The 16397-nt window shown below is 73.0% G+C and carries 12 protein-coding genes; 1 reads left to right on the top strand and 11 read right to left on the bottom strand.

Going from position 1 to position 16397, the window contains the following annotated elements:
* From ACTIDRAF_RS0202340 to ACTIDRAF_RS26850, 7 genes are all read right to left on the bottom strand, one after another.
* Positions 1-1657: zinc ribbon domain-containing protein (locus ACTIDRAF_RS0202340; RefSeq protein WP_211215254.1), on the bottom strand; the 1657-nt coding region annotated here is incomplete at its 3' end.
* Positions 1658-1862: 205 nt separating this feature from the next.
* A complete protein-coding gene (proB, locus tag ACTIDRAF_RS0202335; RefSeq protein WP_016697101.1) occupies positions 1863-2993 on the bottom strand; it encodes a glutamate 5-kinase in 1131 nt (376 codons plus the stop codon).
* A complete protein-coding gene (gene obgE, locus ACTIDRAF_RS0202330) occupies positions 2990-4471 on the bottom strand; it encodes a GTPase ObgE (protein ID WP_016697100.1) in 1482 nt (493 codons plus the stop codon). The genes proB and obgE overlap by 4 nt, the downstream gene beginning before the upstream one ends.
* 238 nt (positions 4472-4709) lie before the next feature.
* Positions 4710-4970 carry a 50S ribosomal protein L27 gene (gene rpmA / locus ACTIDRAF_RS0202325; RefSeq protein WP_016697099.1) on the bottom strand — a complete coding sequence of 87 codons (261 nt, stop codon included), beginning with the start codon at positions 4968-4970 and terminating at the stop codon, positions 4710-4712.
* Between the two features lie 14 nt (positions 4971-4984).
* Positions 4985-5296 carry a 50S ribosomal protein L21 gene (rplU, locus tag ACTIDRAF_RS0202320; protein WP_016697098.1) on the bottom strand — a complete coding sequence of 104 codons (312 nt, stop codon included), beginning with the start codon at positions 5294-5296 and terminating at the stop codon, positions 4985-4987.
* A gap of 364 nt (positions 5297-5660) precedes the next feature.
* On the bottom strand, positions 5661-8669 hold the full coding sequence (locus ACTIDRAF_RS0202315; RefSeq protein ID WP_016697097.1) for a translation initiation factor IF-2 N-terminal domain-containing protein: 3009 nt from the start codon (positions 8667-8669) through the stop codon (positions 5661-5663).
* A 102-nt stretch (positions 8670-8771) separates the two neighbouring features.
* The gene (locus ACTIDRAF_RS26850) at positions 8772-9725 is read right to left on the bottom strand and encodes a TIGR03936 family radical SAM-associated protein (protein WP_016697096.1); all 954 of its coding nucleotides are present in this window, start codon (positions 9723-9725) and stop codon (positions 8772-8774) included.
* A gap of 337 nt (positions 9726-10062) precedes the next feature.
* Here ACTIDRAF_RS26850 and ACTIDRAF_RS0202305 point away from each other — a divergent pair, with 337 nt between their 5' ends.
* Positions 10063-11472, top strand: a complete 1410-nt coding sequence (locus tag ACTIDRAF_RS0202305) for a S8 family peptidase (protein WP_157162797.1) — start codon at positions 10063-10065, stop codon at positions 11470-11472.
* A gap of 129 nt (positions 11473-11601) precedes the next feature.
* Here ACTIDRAF_RS0202305 and ACTIDRAF_RS26845 read toward each other — a convergent pair whose 3' ends face one another.
* Genes ACTIDRAF_RS26845 through ACTIDRAF_RS0202285 form a run of 4 tightly spaced genes read right to left on the bottom strand, consistent with a single transcriptional unit; the run spans position 11602 to position 16267 of the window.
* The gene (locus ACTIDRAF_RS26845; protein WP_016697094.1) at positions 11602-13617 is read right to left on the bottom strand and encodes a TIGR03960 family B12-binding radical SAM protein; all 2016 of its coding nucleotides are present in this window, start codon (positions 13615-13617) and stop codon (positions 11602-11604) included.
* Between the two features lie 29 nt (positions 13618-13646).
* A complete protein-coding gene (locus ACTIDRAF_RS0202295; RefSeq protein WP_016697093.1) occupies positions 13647-14495 on the bottom strand; it encodes an ABC transporter permease in 849 nt (282 codons plus the stop codon).
* A 4-nt stretch (positions 14496-14499) separates the two neighbouring features.
* Entirely contained in the window at positions 14500-15333 is an 834-nt protein-coding gene (locus ACTIDRAF_RS0202290; RefSeq protein ID WP_016697092.1) for an ABC transporter permease, read from the bottom strand.
* A gap of 1 nt (position 15334) precedes the next feature.
* Positions 15335-16267 carry an ABC transporter ATP-binding protein gene (locus ACTIDRAF_RS0202285; RefSeq protein ID WP_016697091.1) on the bottom strand — a complete coding sequence of 311 codons (933 nt, stop codon included), beginning with the start codon at positions 16265-16267 and terminating at the stop codon, positions 15335-15337.
* Positions 16268-16397: the final 130 nt, after the last annotated feature.

Here is a 16397-nt window from a genome sequence, read left to right as displayed (position 1 = left end):
GGGGGCCAGCGGCAGGCCCTGCCTCCGCCTCTCCCCCGCCGGCGCCACCCCACCCGGGTGGTGGCCCGGCGACGGGCAGCGAACGGAGATAGCCGCGCACCGAGGACGGAACGGTGAGCGAGAGCACGACCAGCCCGGGTACGCCGAAGGCGATCAGCAGGACGTAGGGGCTCACCACATCCGAAAGGCTCACCTCCACCGCCAGTTGGACCACTCCCAACAACAGCAGGACACCGGCCACGGCCACGGCCGCGACCCGGCCCTGCCGGGGTTCCCTGACCAGCATCGACCTCGCGGTGATGGCGGCGACCACGACCAGCACCTGGCAGACGAGCAGCGCGACCTTGGCACCCCGGTCGGTGGCGCTCTCGGCCATCGTCAGGACCACCCCGACGAACGCGGGGGCGGTGACCACGGCCGCCAGCTCCAGTGCCCGGCGGGCCGTGACGAACCACAGCAGGTGCGGGGGTCCCGGTCGCAGGGTGAGCAGCACCGCCGGCACCGAGGCCGCGGCGACGGCCGCCGGCAGGAACACCAACCCGGAGGCCGGGATCCACAAGCTCTCCTGCTGTCCGGCGAACGACGAGGCCAGCAGCACCACCACGCCGACCATCACCGACACCCGGCGGAGGGTGTGGTCACGTCGGAGCAGACCGACCAGGACGACGGAGACCAGGACCAGGCCCACCGCCGAGCCGAGCACCAGCGCCGCCACCAGCGGGCCGCCCACGGTTCCCGCCACGGTGCCCGCCAGGAACACCACGCTGCTGGCGACGAGGAGGACCGCGGCGAGGCCGCTGATCGCCACGCCCACCACCCGCCAGCGTTCACCCAGCCGACGACCTGACCACGCGGACGTCTCCGCCCACCGGGGGGACAGGGCCAGCACCGCCCCCGCCAGCCCCATCGCGACGCCAGGGCCGAGGCCACCGTGCGCGCCCGTCGGCGACCCGCCCCCGCCGAGGCCGGCGTTCGCGGTCGTCGCGTCCCCGTTCACCACGTCCAGGACGACCGCGACCACCACGACCACCAGGTACGGGGTGTTGAGCACCAGGCGGAGCACCCACGCCCGGTCCGGCCCGACCGACGGCCCGAACGTTCCGATCCGGGCGAGGTAGAAGACGCTGAGGGAGGCGAGCGACACCAGGGTGACCAGCACCACCTCGATCCGGCCAGCTCCGTCCTCGGCGAAGGTCCAGGGCATCGCCAGCGGAAGGAGCAGCAGCACCAGGGCGACACCGTCCCGGACGAAGTCGCTCCAGTGCACCCCGGCGAAGGGGTTGGGCACGGTGACCGGGGCCGAGGGTGGCGGAGGCTGGCCAGCCGGGCCGGGGGCCGGCCTGCTCGCGCCGCCAGGTCCGGTGCCGGGCGCCGCACCACCGCCGCCTGACGCATCCGCCGGGGCGACGGCCGCCAGCCGCGCACCGCAGTGCACGCAGAACCGGCCGCCGCCCACCGGATGACCGCACTCCCCGCAGAAGTTCACTGGACGTCCTCTCGGTCGGGACCGCCGGTCCGGTGCGACGCGGGCCGAGGGCACCGCCGTCCCGCTGCCCTCGGCCGAGTGGTGCGACGGCTCGTCCGGCGGGGCCCGCACCCGATGTCTCGGCACCCCGGTGGCCGGGTCGGCAGCACCGGACGCGAACGGCAGCACCACGCCTCGTCACGGTCGGCGGCGTTGCTCGTCACCGGGATCAGGCCCCTGATCGTATCGCCGGAGCGAGGGGAAGGGTCGTCGGAGGAACGGCGGGCGGCCACCCGCCTGCCCGCCCTCCACCGTTCGGATCAGGCTGTCGCTGCCGGTGGCCAGCCCGGCGGCGGAGCAGCGGCCGCCCCGGTCGACGGCAGTCCCCGGTGCTCGGTCAGAGCCGGGGTAGCGGCACCAGGTCGTCGGCGTGGACCACCTCGCGCCGCAGCTCGGGCGGCAACCGGTGGCTGGGGGACCCGATGAGCGCCGGCAGTTCGGTGGCGTCGAAGTTGACCACACCCCTGGCCACCACACGCTGGGTGGGATCGAGCAGGTCCACCACGTCGCCCGCGTGGAAGGAGCCCTCCGCCCGGGTCACCCCGGGAGCCAGCAACGAACGGCGGGACTCGACGACCGCGGCGACGGCGCCGCTGTCCAGGTGCAGTCTTCCCGCCGGATCAGCGGCGTAGCCCAGCCAGAACCTGCGGGACGGCAACCGCGCGCCCGACGGCGCGAACGCGGTGCCCACCGACGCCTCGGTCAACGCGGTGTCCGCGTCGGCGGCTCCCGCCAGCAGCACCGGGATCCCCGCGCCCGCCGCGAGGCGGGCGGCGGCGAGCTTGGAGGCCATCCCCCCGGTCCCCAGGCCTGACGCGCCGACCCCACCGGCGCGGACACCGGCGATGTCGCTGGCGTCGGCGACCTCGCGGACGACCCGCGCCCCGCCCAGCCGGGGGTCGCCGTCGTAGAGGGCGTCCACGTCGGAGAGCAGCACGAGCGCGTCCGCTCCCACCAGGTGCGCCACCAGGGCGGCGAGCCTGTCGTTGTCCCCGAACCGGATCTCCTCGGTGGCGACCGTGTCGTTCTCGTTGACCACGGGGACGGCCCCGAGCGCCAGCAGCCGTTCGAAGGTCCGTTGGGCGTTGCGGTAGTTGGCCCGGCGCACGACGTCGTGCGCCGTGAGCAGCACCTGCCCCACGGTGCGGGAGTAGCGGCCGAACGACAGCGCGTAGGCGTGGGCCAACTGCAACTGGCCCACACTGGCCGCCGCCTGCTGGGTGGCGAGGTCCTTCGGCCTCCTGGCCAGCGCGAGCGGCGCGAGTCCCGCGCCGATGGCGCCGGAGGACACGAGGACGAGCTGTGTTCCCGCCTCGCACCGCCGGGCCACGGAGTCCACGAGCAGGTCGAGGCGGTTCCGGTCGAGCCCTCCCCCGGCCGTGGTCAGCGATGACGAACCGACCTTGACCACGAGTCGGCGGGCGGCGGCCACCGCCGTCCGCGCCGCCGACCGGGTCTCGCCGGTCACCGTCGCGCCTCCCCGGCCTCGCCCCCGTCCTCGCCGGGACCGCCGGGCGGGGGCTCCTCGATGCCCCGCCGGACCCGTTTGGCCGACTTGCGCTCGGCCGCCGTGGGGCGGTCGGTCCGGTCCAGCCGGGGGTCCTCACCACGGCTCATCATCGTCACCGCGACCCCGGCCGGTGTGGAGGGCTCCCAGTCGAAGGTGACACCACCGATGGTGACCGCGCTGCCGGGGCGGGCCCCCTTCTTCGCCAGTTCGTCCTCGACACCCAGCCTCGCGAGGCGGTCGGCCAGGTAACCCACGGCCTCACCGTTGTTGAAGTCGGTCTGCCGCACCCAGCGTTCCGGCCGCTCACCCCGCACGAGGAAGCCGTCCGCGTCGTGCGGGTCCCGCACGACCTCGAAACCGGAGTCGTCCACGGCGGTCGGGTGCAACACCAGGCGGGTCGGCTCCGGCGCCTCCCGGCCGGCCCGGTCGCGTTCCACGATCGCGGCCAACGCGAAGGTGAGCTCCCGCAGCCCCTCCCGGCTCGCGGTGGACACCGCGAACACCTGGTGGCCCTTCGCCCGCAGCTCCTCCTCCACCATCTCGGCGAGTGCCCGACCATCCGGAATGTCGATCTTGTTGAGGACCACCACCCGGGGCCGGGAGGCGAGGTCCGTGTCGAGGGAGGGCGTGTACTCGGCCAGCTCACGCTCGATGGCCTCGATGTCGGCGACCGGGTCCCGGTCGATCTCCTCGCTGGCGCAGTCCACGACGTGCACCAACACCGAGCACCGCTCGATGTGGCGCAGGAAGTCCAGGCCCAGGCCCCGACCGGAGCTCGCTCCGGGGATCAGCCCGGGCACGTCGGCGACGGTGAAGACCTTGTCGCCGGCCGTGACCACCCCGAGGTTGGGCACGAGCGTGGTGAACGGGTAGTCGGCGATCTTCGGTCGGGCGGCGGAGAGCACGGCGATCAGCGAGGACTTGCCGGCCGAGGGGAACCCGATGAGCCCCACGTCGGCCACCGACTTCAGCTCGAGGACGAAGTCCCGTTCCTCCCCCGGCTCCCCCAACAGCGCGAACCCCGGAGCCTTCCGGGCCCGGGACGCCAACGCCGCGTTGCCCAGTCCGCCCCGCCCGCCCCGCGCCGCGACCAACCGGGTGCCCTCGCCGACGAGGTCCGCGAGCACCTCCCCGTCCGGGCTGAGCACGACGGTGCCCTCCGGAACCCGCAGTTCCAGGTCCTGACCGGCAGCACCCTCCCGGTGCCCGCCCTGCCCCTGCCGGCCGTTGGTCGCCCTGGCGTGCGGCCGGTAGTGGAAGTCCAGCAGCGTGTGCACGCTGGAGTCGACCACCAGCACCACGTCACCGCCCCGGCCGCCGTTGCCGCCGTCCGGGCCGCCCAGCGGCTTGAACTTCTCCCGGTGGACGGAGGCGCACCCGTTGCCACCGTTGCCGGCGGCCACGTGGATCGCCACGCGGTCAACGAAGCGGGACACGGCTTGCTCCTTCGGTTCGTCGCGGCGGGGCCGCGGTCAGGGGACTCCCGGCGGTGCGTGCCCGACAGGGGAGCGACACGGGGCGCCACCCGGCGGGACACCGGGCCAGGTGGTCCCCACCAGCGGAGGCAGGGGCACCCCTCGCACCCGGACCCCGAGACGCCAGAACGGGGGGCGGGACCAGCTTCTGCGGCCCGCCCCCCGTTCGGGGTGTCGGTGGTCGTCGTCGACGCAGGCCTCAGGCGGCCGGCACCGGGACGATGTTGACGGTCTTGCGACCACGCTTGGTGCCGAACTGCACGGCACCGTCGGTCAACGCGAACAGTGTGTCGTCGCCGCCACGGCCGACGTTCACACCGGGGTGGAACTTGGTGCCGCGCTGGCGGACCAGGATCTCACCAGCGTTGACGGCCTGGCCGCCGAACCGCTTCACACCAAGCCGCTGCGCGTTGGAATCGCGGCCGTTCCGGGAGCTGGATGCGCCCTTCTTGTGTGCCATGGCTGGTCAGATCCTCACTTGTTGGTGATGCCGGTGACCTCGACGCGGGTCAGCTGCTGACGGTGACCCTGCCGCTTGTGGTAGCCGGTCTTGTTCTTGAACTTGTGGATGCGAATCTTGGGGCCTTTGGTCTGCTTGACGACCTTGCCGGTCACCGAGAACTTCCCCAACGCGTCCGCATCGGTGGTGACGTCGCTGCCATCGACGACGAGCAGCGCCGGGAAGTTGACCTCGGTGCCCGGCACGCCAGCAAGCTTCTCGACCTCGACGACGTCGCCGACAGCCACCTTGTACTGCTTGCCGCCGGAATTGACGATCGCGTACATCGGGACGGAAGTCTCCTGCTACTCGACGATGATGGGCGACGTGTGCACTCGCCCGCTCCGGCTGGAGCCACGAAGGACACACGACTAGGGCCCTCCTGACGGAGGATCAGGTTCAGGGTACGTGGCCCGTTCGAAGCCGGTCAAACCGGGGTACCTCCCGGTCGTCTCCAGCCCTTCATCGAACACCGGCCGCGGAACCACCCGAGTGGGCAGCGCCCTGACCTGCAACGAGTCGAGTCTAACCCCTGCCACCGGGCGGCCTGACGCACCCCCCACGATCCGAGGAACTGGCGCCGGCCCGCACACGCGACGGCGCCACCACCCCCAGCTGGGGGTGGTGGCGCCGGAACGTGATCAGCTGGACTCAGGCGTCCGGTCCTCCCGGAGGGCCAGCCGGGCGCGAGGCGGCCCGACGACGTCCGGTGCGGGCGCGGGGCCGGCCGGCGGTGACCAGCTGCTCCTCACCGCCACCGTGGGACTCCGCGTGACCGTTCCGCCGCTCGCCACCCGAGTCGACCGCGTTCGACGAGTTCACCGGCTCGGTGGTCGTCGTCACGACCGGGACGGGCTCGGCCCCGGAGACGGCCGCGCCGGCCGCGCGGGTCGCCGCCCGCCGCTCGCCAGCGCGTCGGCGGGAAGCCGGCTTCTCGCTCCGCTCCGGCTTCTCCTCACGAGCGGGCTCCACCCCGTCAGGCCGCTCGCCAGCTGGTTGGGCTGGCGGGGTCTGCGCCACCGGCGGAGCCGGCTGGGCGGGCTCGGCCTCGGGCTGGGCGGGCTCGGCGGCAGGCCGCGCGCTCGCCGCCGGCCGGGAGGCCCGCCGCCGACCGCCGCTCCGCGTCTCCTTCGGGCGCTGCTCCTCGGCGGGCTTCGCCTCCGCCTTCGCTTCCTCCCGCTGCTCCGGCTCCTCGGTCTCCGGCGGCGACGTCACCTTGCCCGACGCACCGTTCAGCGTGGCCTCGGCGACCTGTTCCGGCCCCTGCCCGCCCTTGTTGCGCTGCCGGGCACGGCGACCGGAGCCGCCCCCCGCGTTGCCGGCGGGAGCGGCCGCCCCGTTCTGGCCGGCGTTCCCGTGCTGGTGGCCGTTGCCACCGCCCACTCCCACCGGCTCGGTGGAGACCAGCAGCCCCCGACCCCGGCAGTGCTCGCAGGTGGTGCTGTAGGCCTCGAGCAGACCCGTTCCGACCCGCTTCCGCGTCATCTGGACGAGCCCCAGAGAGGTGACCTCGGCCACCTGGTGACGGGTGCGGTCCCGGCCCAGGCACTCGGTCAGCCGGCGCAGCACCAGGTCGCGGTTGGACTCCAGCACCATGTCGATGAAGTCGATGACGATGATGCCGCCGATGTCGCGCAGCCTGAGCTGACGGACGATCTCCTCGACCGCCTCCAGGTTGTTCCTGGTGACCGTCTCCTCCAGGTTCCCGCCGGAACCGGTGAACTTGCCGGTGTTGACGTCGACGACGGTCATCGCCTCGGTCCGGTCGATGACGAGGTAGCCGCCCGAGGGCAGCCAGACCTTGCGGTCGAGCCCCTTGGCCAGCTGCTCGTCCACCCGGTGTTCGGTGAACACGTCGACGGCCCCGACATGGCGCTTGAGCCGTCCCAGCAGGTCCGGTGCGACGTGCTCGACGTAGGACTGGATGGTGTCCCAGGCCTGCCCGCCCTGGACCGTCAGACTGGAGAAGTCCTCGGTGAACAGGTCCCGGACCACCTTGACCAGCAGGTCCGGCTCCTCGTAGAGGAGCTGCGGGGCCGAGGAGCGTACCGACTCCGCCTTGTCCTTGATGACCTGCCACTGGGCCTGGAGCCGGCGGACGTCGCGGTCCAGCGCCTCCTCGCTGGTGCCCTCCGAGGCAGTGCGGATGATCACACCCGACTCCTCGGGCACGATGCGGCGCAGGATCTCCTTGAGCCGCTTGCGCTCGGTGTCGGGGAGCTTGCGGCTGATCCCGGTCGCCCCGCCGCTGGGCACGTAGACCAGGAAGCGTCCGGGCAGGCTGATCTGGGTGGTCAACCGGGCGCCCTTGTGGCCGAGCGGCTCCTTGGTGACCTGGACGAGCACGCTGTCGCCGGTGGAGAGCGCCTGCTCGATGCGGCGGGCCTTGCCCTCCAGGCCGGCGGCGTCCCAGTCCACCTCGCCCGCGTAGAGGACGGCGTTGCGCCCCCGCCCGATGTCGACGAAGGCCGCCTCCATGCTCGGCAGCACGTTCTGCACGCGCCCCAGGTAGACGTTGCCCACGATCGAACCGCTGTTGGCCGAGGCGACGAAGTGCTCGACGAGGACGCCGTCCTCCAGCACCGCGATCTGCGTGCGGTCGCCGCGCTCCCGCACCACCATCTCGCGCTCGACGGCCTCCCGCCGGGCGAGGAACTCCGCCTCGGACAACACCGGGGTGCGCCGCCGGCCCGCCTCCCGGCCGTCCCGCCGACGCTGCCGCTTGGCCTCCAGCCGGGTCGAGCCGCGAACCGCCCGCACCTCGTCGTCCGAGGACTCCTGCTTGGGAGCCTTGGTCTCCCGCACGTGCACGACGGTGTTCGGCGGGTCGTCCTCCCGCAGCCCGGTCTCGTCGTCCGAGGAACCCTTGCGCCGACGGCGGCGCCGACGGCGCCGGCTGCCCTCACCCTCGCCGGGCTCGGTCTCCGCCTCACCCGCCTCCGGACCCTGGTCCTTCGACTGGTCCTTCTCCTGGGCGGCGTCCTCGGCCGGCCCCGGCCGCTCGGTGGTCTCCTCGTCGGCTTCCTGGTCGCGGGGGACGTCACCGTCCGCCTCCTGGCCGCCGCGACCCCGGCCTCGACCCCGGCGGCCCCGACGACGCCGACGGCGACCGCCGCCGTCCTCGTCCTCGTCGGCCGCCTGCTCCGCCTGGCGCGCGGCGGGCTGCTGCTCGGCGACCTGCTCGTCCTGGGCGCGTGGCTCCTCCCGGTCCTGGGGCTCCTCGCGCCTCGGCTTCGCCGGCCGGGACTCGGGGCGCGGCGCCGCGGGCTGCGGGGGCAGGAAGACGGCCTGCGGGGGAGCGAACACCGGGGCCAGCGCCCCCACCGCGTCCCCGCCGGTCGCGTCCTGGGAGCCGGGCGCGGCGGTCTCCTCGGCGGCGGTGGCCGGGGCGGACGGCTCCTCGGCCCCGGTCCCCTCCGCGTCCTCCTCGGGAGGCAGCAGCGCCTCGGCCACCTGCTCCGCCAGCTCCCTGGTCACGCTGGACTGGGCGCTCCGCACCTCGACGGAGAGGTCGGCGAGCGTGGCGATGACCTGCCGACTGGTGACCCCCAGCAGCTTGGCGAGCGCGTGCACCCGCAGCTTGGGGGGGAAGGTGGCACCGGACGTGGGTGCGACGGCAGACCCACCGGTAGAACCGGCGGGTGTCTCGTTCTTCGACATGCAACTCCTCCGCCCCCGGGCGCGTCCCACCACTGGGACGCGGCCGCGCAGGGGCCTTGTGTTCTCGTCATCCGCCGCACGGGGCGGCGGCAATCCTGTTAGCTACCTGCCGGGTGTCGGTGTGCTCTCCGCGCCCGCGCAGGCGATGTCTCGTGACAACGCGTCGGACCACCCGCCAGCCTCCACCGGGGTCGGCCCTGTCGCCTCGTTGGCAACCGTTCTGTCGGCGGCCAGTGGGTCGACGATGCACCCGTCGTCGTCGAGCGTCCCCTGGGCCATCCGGGTCGCCTTCGCGGGCACCGGCGGCTCCAGACCAGCGACGACGCGCAGCGCACCTAACACGTCATCTGGCCGCACGGTTGGTGTGGCTTGCCGGACGACCGCGGCCAGTATCCCACATGGCGGTGTGCCACGCCGCCGGTCGTCCACCCGATCGTCGGACACGGCTGGGCCACCCTGCGCAGTGCCGTGGCCGTGACCTGGGCGAACCTCGGCCGCTACCGGCCGCCCGACGCCTCGGGGAAAGTCACCACCCCGCGCGTCACCCGTGGCGGGCGGTCCCCCGTCGGCCCTGCCCTCCGGCCGGGGGGACAGTCCGAGCAGCGCTGGTCGGACGTCCATCAGCACGCGACCGTTCTTGGTCAGCCGTTCGACCTCCGCGTGCTCGGCGGCCCACAGGGCGGCGGCCGCGCTGGCCACCTCCGGGGGCGGCACTCCCGGCAGTTCGATCGCCCACAGGCTGACGTCGATGCGGTGGGCCAGCACCCCCGGCCCCGCCTCCACCGCCTCGAGGATGTCCAGACCCGCTGGCAGCGCCCGGTTCAGTTCGTCCCGGAGAACGGCCACCGGTACTCGTTCGGCCAGTTGCACCTCCACGTACTCCGCCTCGCTCGCGGCGCCGGTGGGGGCGGCTCCCACCCAGGACACCCGTGGATGAGGGCTGAAGCCCTGCGAGTAGGCCATGGGAACACCGCCGCGCCGCAGCGCGCGTTCGAAGGCCCTGGCCACGTCCCGGTGGGACATGAACCGCAACCGTTCCCGCTTGGCGTACCGCATGCGGACCTTCTGCACCGACGCCGGCAGGGTCCCGTTCGCTGGTTGACGACTCAGTGCCGATTCCTTTCCGTAGTCACGGACGGTGATCGCCGAAGACCACCCGGACGGACCAGGCAGGGGCGGGACGCTCCTCCTGTTGGCGGTCCGGCACCTGGCGCCGGGCAGCCGGTTCCCGTCCGTGCAAGAAGGTACCGCCCGCGATCCGGACCACTCGATGCTTGTCCGAGGGGCGCGATGTGGCTAGCGTCCGCGACGTCGGTACGACGACGCGGCGTGTCCACGCCCGAACGGGATGGGAGTCACGGTGCCCCTGCCATGCCGCACTCGGCTCGTGTCGGTGAGCGTGGCGTTGGCCGTCGGCTGCTGCGTGGTCGACCCGACCTCGGCGTCGGCCGCCGCCCCGGGGCACCGCGACGCGGGCCCCGGTTCCTGCGCCGCAGGAGGAACGGCCGAGCGGTACCTGGTGGTCTTCCCCGACGAACTCGACCGCCGGAGCGCGGAGGCGCGCATCACCGAGGCCTGCGGCACCACCGTGGCGCACTACCACCAGATCGGGGTCGCCGTCGCCACGTCGAGCGACCCCGCCTTCGACACCCGGCTCACCAGCGGCCGCGCCGTGAGCGCGGAACGCTCCCGGGCCGCCCTCGACCGGGGCGGCGAGACCCGCCAGACCACCCCCGACGGCTCGCTCACCCCGGGCAGCCCCTCCCCACCCGCCGGGGACGTGGAGTGGAACCTGGGGCAGGTGGGGGCCGACCAGGCCCGTCGGGTGGGGACCGGCCCGGAGGAGGTCGTGGTCGGGGTGCTCGACTCCGGCGTCGACCCGGGCCACCCGGCGTTGACGGACAGCGTCGACGCCTTCCGGTCCGCCGGGTGCCTGACGGGCCGCCCGGACCGGGCTCGGGAGGCCTGGACGCCCAGCACCTCCCCGCACGGGACCCACGTCGCCGGGATCATCGCCGCGACCGGGGCCGACGGCGGCCCGACGGGCGTGGCGCCGGGCGTCCGGATCGCCTCGGTCAAGGTCGTCGACGACGACGGCTACATCTACCCCGAGTACGTGGTGTGCGGCCTGATGTGGGCGGCGTCCAACGGCATGGACATCACCAACAACAGCTACCTCGTCGACCCGTGGCCGCTGCTGTGCGACGGCGACCCGGGGCACCGGGTGGCGGGAGAGGCCGTGCGGCGGGCCGTGCGGTTCGCCGAGAAGCACGGGGTGCTCACGGTCGCGGCCGTCGGCAACGACGGGGTGGACCTCGCCGCGCGGTTGCGGGGCGTCGAGGCGGATGGCGGCGGCTCCCGGTGTTCCGCCCTGCCCGCCGAGGTGGGCGGCGTGCTCACCGTGGGCTCGGTGGGCCCGGCGGGCGTCAAGGCACGCGCCAGTTCCTACGGGTACGGCGTGGTGGACGTGGTGGCCCCGGGCGGTGACCGGTGGCAGTCGGCGGGTTCCGCCAGTGGCTGTGTCAACTCGACGGTGCCGGGTGGCCGCGACGAGCTGTGCGGCACCTCGATGGCCGCTCCGCACGCCAGTGGTGTGGCCGCGTTGCTGGCCTCCCACCGCCCCGGCCTGACCCCTCCCCAACTGCGGGGCCTGGTCCGGGGCCAGGCCAGCCCGGTCGGCTGCCCCGCGGCCTACGACCTCGACGGGAACGGGGTGCCCGACGGCGTCTGCACCGGATCGCCCTACTACAACAGCTTCCACGGCGCGGGGCTGGTCAACGCGCTCGCCGCCGTGGGCGGGTGACGGAGGCGACGCACCCTCGTCGGTGCCCCGGGCGCCCCCGGTCGACGCCGCCCTGACCCGCGAACCGGTGGCCTGCCCGGCCCCGGCGCCGCTGGGCGCCGGGACCCTGACCGGACACGCCGGACCAGCTCACGCCGGTCCTCGGTCGCCCGTGGCGGCTCCTGGCGTCGTCACGGCCCGGTCCGGCGGCGAGAACGCCGGGTTGCGCACCGGGCTCCCGGTGCCCACCGGTGTGATCGGCAGCAGCGTCCGCCCCGTCGGACCGATCTCGATGTCGGTTCCCATGGTCGGGCACACCCCGCAGTCGAAGCACGGCGTCCAGCGGCAGTCGTCCTGCTCCCGTTCGTCGAGCGCGTCCTGCCAGTCCGCCCACAGCCATTCCTTCTCCAGGCCGGAGTCGAGGTGGTCCCAGGGCAGCACCTCGTGCTCCTCGCGTTCCCTGGTCGTGTACCAGTCCAGGTCGACCGGGGTGGAGGCGAGTTCGGTCGCGCAGGCGTCGACCCACCGCTGGTAGGAGAAGTGCTCGCTCCAGCCGTCGAACCGACCACCGTCCCGCCAGACCCGTTCGACCACCGGCCCCAACCGCCGGTCGCCCCGGGAGAGCAGGCCCTCGATGTGGGAGGGCCTGCCGTCGTGGTAGCGCATCCCGATGCTCCGGCCGAGGCTCCGGTCCCCGTTGACCTCCGCACGCAGCCGCCGCAGCCGCCCGTCCACGACCTCCGGGGCGCACTGCGCGGCCCACTGGAACGGCGTGTGGGGTTTGGGGACGAAGCCGCCGATGGAGATCGTGCACCGGATGTCCCGCCGCCCGGAGGCCTCCCGCCCTGCGCGCACCACCTCCTTGGCCATCCGCGCGATCTGGAGGACGTCCTCGTCGGTCTCGGTCGGCAGCCCGCACATGAAGTACAACTTCACCTGCCGCCACCCGTTGGCGTAGGCGGTGGTGACCGTCCGGATCAGGTCCTCCTCCGAGACCATCTTGTTGATCACCCGGCGGATGCGTTCACTACCGCCCTCCGGGGCGAACGTCAGGCCGGAGCGCCGCCCGTTGCGGGCCAGCTCGTTCGCGAGGTCCACGTTGAAGGCGTCCACCCTCGTCGAGGGCAGCGAGAGCCCGGTGTTGGTTCCCTCGTACCGGTCGGCCAGCCCCTTGGTGATCTCCGCGATCTCCGAGTGGTCGGCGCTGGAGAGGGACAGCAGCCCGACCTCCTCGAACCCGGTCCGCTCCAGGCCCACCCTGACCATCTCGCCGATGCCCTCGACGGAACGTTCCCGCACCGGGCGGGTGATCATCCCGGCCTGGCAGAACCGGCACCCCCGGGTGCAGCCCCGGAAGATCTCCACGCTCATCCGCTCGTGCACGCTCTCCGCCAGCGGCACCAACGGCTGCTTGGGGTAGGGCCACTGGTCGAGATCCATCGTGGTCCGCTTGAAGACCCGGAAGGGCACCCGGTCCCGGTTCGGGACGACCCGCCGGATCCGGCCGTCCTCGTGGTACTCGACGTCGTAGAAGCGGGGGACGTAGACGCCGCCGGACTCGGCGAGCCGCAGCAGGAGTTCGTCCCGCCCGCCCGGCGCGCCCTCCCGCTTCCAGTCACGGGTGATGTCGGTGATCTCCAGCACCGCCTCCTCGCCGTCCCCGAGGACCACCGCGTCGAGGAAGTCCGCGATCGGTTCCGGGTTGAAGGCCGCGTGCCCGCCGCCGACCACCACGGGGTGCTCCTCGGTCCGCCCGTCGGACCGCAGGGGGATCCGGCCGAGGTCGAGGGCGGTCAGCAGGTTCGTGTAGCCGAGTTCGGTCGCGAAGCTGACCCCGAGCAGGTCGAAGTCGCCGACGGGCCGGTGGGCGTCGACGGTGAACTGGGGCACGCCGTGCTCCCGCATCAACGCCTCCAGGTCCGGCCACACCGAGTAGGTGCGTTCGGCGAGCACGTCCTCCCGTTCGTTGAGGATCTCGTAGAGGATCATCAGCCCCTGGTTGGGCAGCCCCACCTCGTAGGCGTCCGGGTACATCAGCGCCCAGCGGACCTCGGTCGCCTCCCAGTCCTTCGTGGTGGAGTTCAGCTCACCACCGACGTACTGGACGGGTTTGGACACCCTGGGCAGCAGCTGCTCGAGTTCGGGGAAGACGGACCGCGTGCTCACAGCGCGACAGGGTAACGAGCCCCGCCGGTTCACCGCAGGAGCAGCGTGGTCAACCGCCTCGTCGCCACCCACAGGCCCACCGCCGCCATCACCAGGAAGTAGGCGACGTGCCCCAGCATCCCCCAGTGGACGACCCCGGTGCTCAGCCCCCGCATCAGCTCGACCCCGTGGTACAGCGGCAGGCACTCGATGAGCACCCGCAGCCCGGCCGGGTAGACGTCGATCGGGTAGAAGGTGGTGGAGAACAGGAACATCGGCAGGATGGCCAGTTGGACGAAGTCGAAGTCCTGGGTGGACCGGATGAACGTCGTGCACGCCATCCCCACGGCGGCGAAGGCGAGGGACACCAGCAGCGCCGCCGGCAGCGCGAGCAGCGCCCACGGCGAGGTCAGCAGCCCCATCCCGAACATCACCGCGAGGAACCCGGCCGCGTAGGCCCCGCCTCTCAGCAGCGCCCAGCTGATCTCGGCCACGGCCACGTCCAAGGGCCCCAGCGGGGTGGCCAGCACCGCGTCGTAGAGCTTGGCGTGCCGCAGCTTGAAGAAGATGTTGAACGCCGAGTCATAGACGGCCCCGTTCATCGCCGAGGCCGCGAGCAGGCCGGGGGCGATGAACGCGGCGTAGTCGATCGGTTCGCCGCCGGGGCCGACGACCTGCCCGACGAGCACGCCGAAGCCGACGCCCAGCGACAACAGGTAGAACAGCGGCTCGAAGAAGCCGGAGAGCAGGGCCAGCCAGGCCCTGCGGTTGGCCACGAAGGCCCGTTCGAGCAGGGCGCTCGCCCGACCGGCGTAGAGGCCGGGCGGGAGGATGCGCAGCACCGTGCCCCGGGACGGGGGCGGCGGGGGCACCTCGCGGATGGGTACGTCCGTCGTCATCTCGTCACACCACCAACCGCTTGTGGAAGTGGCGGCAGGCCAGGACCGTGCCGATGCCGGCCAGGGCCAGCAGGTAGGAGAGGTGCAGGAGGGCGGGGAGCGCCTCCAGCGTGCCGAAGGCCAGGCCCCTGGCCAGTTCGGTGCCGTGCCAGAGCGGGGTGATCCACGCGACCGGCTGGACCAGCTCCGGCAGCTGGCTCACCGGGTAGAAGGTGCCGGCGAAGAGCACCATCGGCATGACCACGAACCGGAACAGCGCGTTGAACCCGGTGCCCTCCCCCTTGGTCGCCGCCGAGTACGCCACGACCGGCGCGGCGAAGGCCATTCCGGTGAGCACGGCGGCGAGCAGCGAGAGCAGCACCATCGGGTTGAGCAACGCGCCGAGCAGCGCGGCGATCAGCAGGTAGGCCAGGCCGGAGAACAGCAGCCGGAGCCCGATCCAGGTCAGCTCGCCGAGGGCGAGCCGGCGCGGGCTGATCGGGGTGGCCGCCACCGCCAGGTAGTTGCGCTGCCACTTGAACCCGGAGAGCACCGGGTAGGTGGACTCGCCGGCGGCGGTCTGCACCATGCTGACGACGAGGACGGCGGGCGCGAGGTAGACGAGGTAGTCGTGGCCCTGGGTGAACTCGCCCGGTTCCACGAGGGACCCCATGCCGATGCCCATCGCGATCAGGTACAGGGCGGGCATCAGGACGCTGGAGATCACGGTGGCCCGCCAGTTCAGGCGGTACCAGACCCAGTGCCCCTCGAGGACCCGGCCCACCTCGGCGAACAGCGAACCGGGCCGACCGGTGGCGGCGGGCGCGGTGCGGGTGCTGGGAACGTCGTTCGTCGTCACGTCAGTCCACCAGGCTCCGGCCGGTGAGCCGGAGGAAGACGTCCTCCAGGGTGCTGCGCCGCACCAGGCTGCTGACCGGGCGCAGGCCCGCCTCGAGGGCCGCCGTGAGGGCGGCGTCCCCGTTGTCGGTGTAGAGCAACAAGCGGTCGGGCAGGACCTCGACCCGCTGGGCCAGCCGGGCGGCGACGTCGGTGTGGTCGGCGACCTGCCCGAAGGGGAACCGGAGCTCCAGCACCTCCCGGGTGGAGTAGCGGCGGATCAGGTCGGAGGGCGACCCCTCGGCCGCGATGCGTCCCCCGTCCATCACGACGAGCCGGTCGCACAGCTGTTCGGCCTCGTCCATGTAGTGGGTGGTGACGATGAGCGTGACGCCCTGCTGCTTGAGGCGGAACAGCCGGTCCCAGAGCACGTGCCTGGCCTGCGGGTCCAGGCCGGTGGTCGGCTCGTCCAGCAGCAGGACCTCCGGGTCGTTCACCAGGGCGCGGGCGATCGTCAGCCGCCGCTTCATCCCCCCGGACAGCGGCTCGACCTTCGCGTCGGCCCGGTCGGAGAGCTGCGCGAACTCCATCAGCTCGCCGGCCCGTTCCCGCACGGCGGCGCGGGACAACCCGAAGTAGCGCCCGTAGACCTGGAGGTTCTCCCGCACGGTCAGCTCGACGTCGAGGTTGTCCTGCTGGGGAACGACCCCCAGCCTCGCCCTGATGCGCGGGCCGTCGGTGTCCGGGTCCATGCCGAGGACACGCAGCTCCCCGCCGCTGCGAGGGGAGAGGCAGGACACCATGCGCATGGTGGACGACTTGCCCGCGCCGTTGGGGCCGAGGAAACCGAAGGACTCGCCGGGCGCGATGTCGACGTCGACACCCCGGACGGCCTCGAAGGAGCCGAACCGTTTGACGAGCCCCCTGGCGTGGATCAGTGAACCAGCTGTTGCCACGAGGATCGACCCTAGGAGGTGGCACCGACGGAAAGCGAGCGTTTTCCCCGAGGTGACCGAGCCGGCACCACCACTCCGCTGCCCAGGACGCCGGGAGCGCGCCCCGGCGCCCTCCTGACGAGCGGACAAC

Origin of the sequence: Actinoalloteichus spitiensis RMV-1378 (assembly GCF_000239155.1) — a bacterium.
Classification (GTDB): Bacteria; Actinomycetota; Actinomycetes; order Mycobacteriales; family Pseudonocardiaceae; genus Actinoalloteichus_B; species Actinoalloteichus_B spitiensis.
This window is presented reverse-complemented; position numbering and strand designations above follow the sequence as displayed.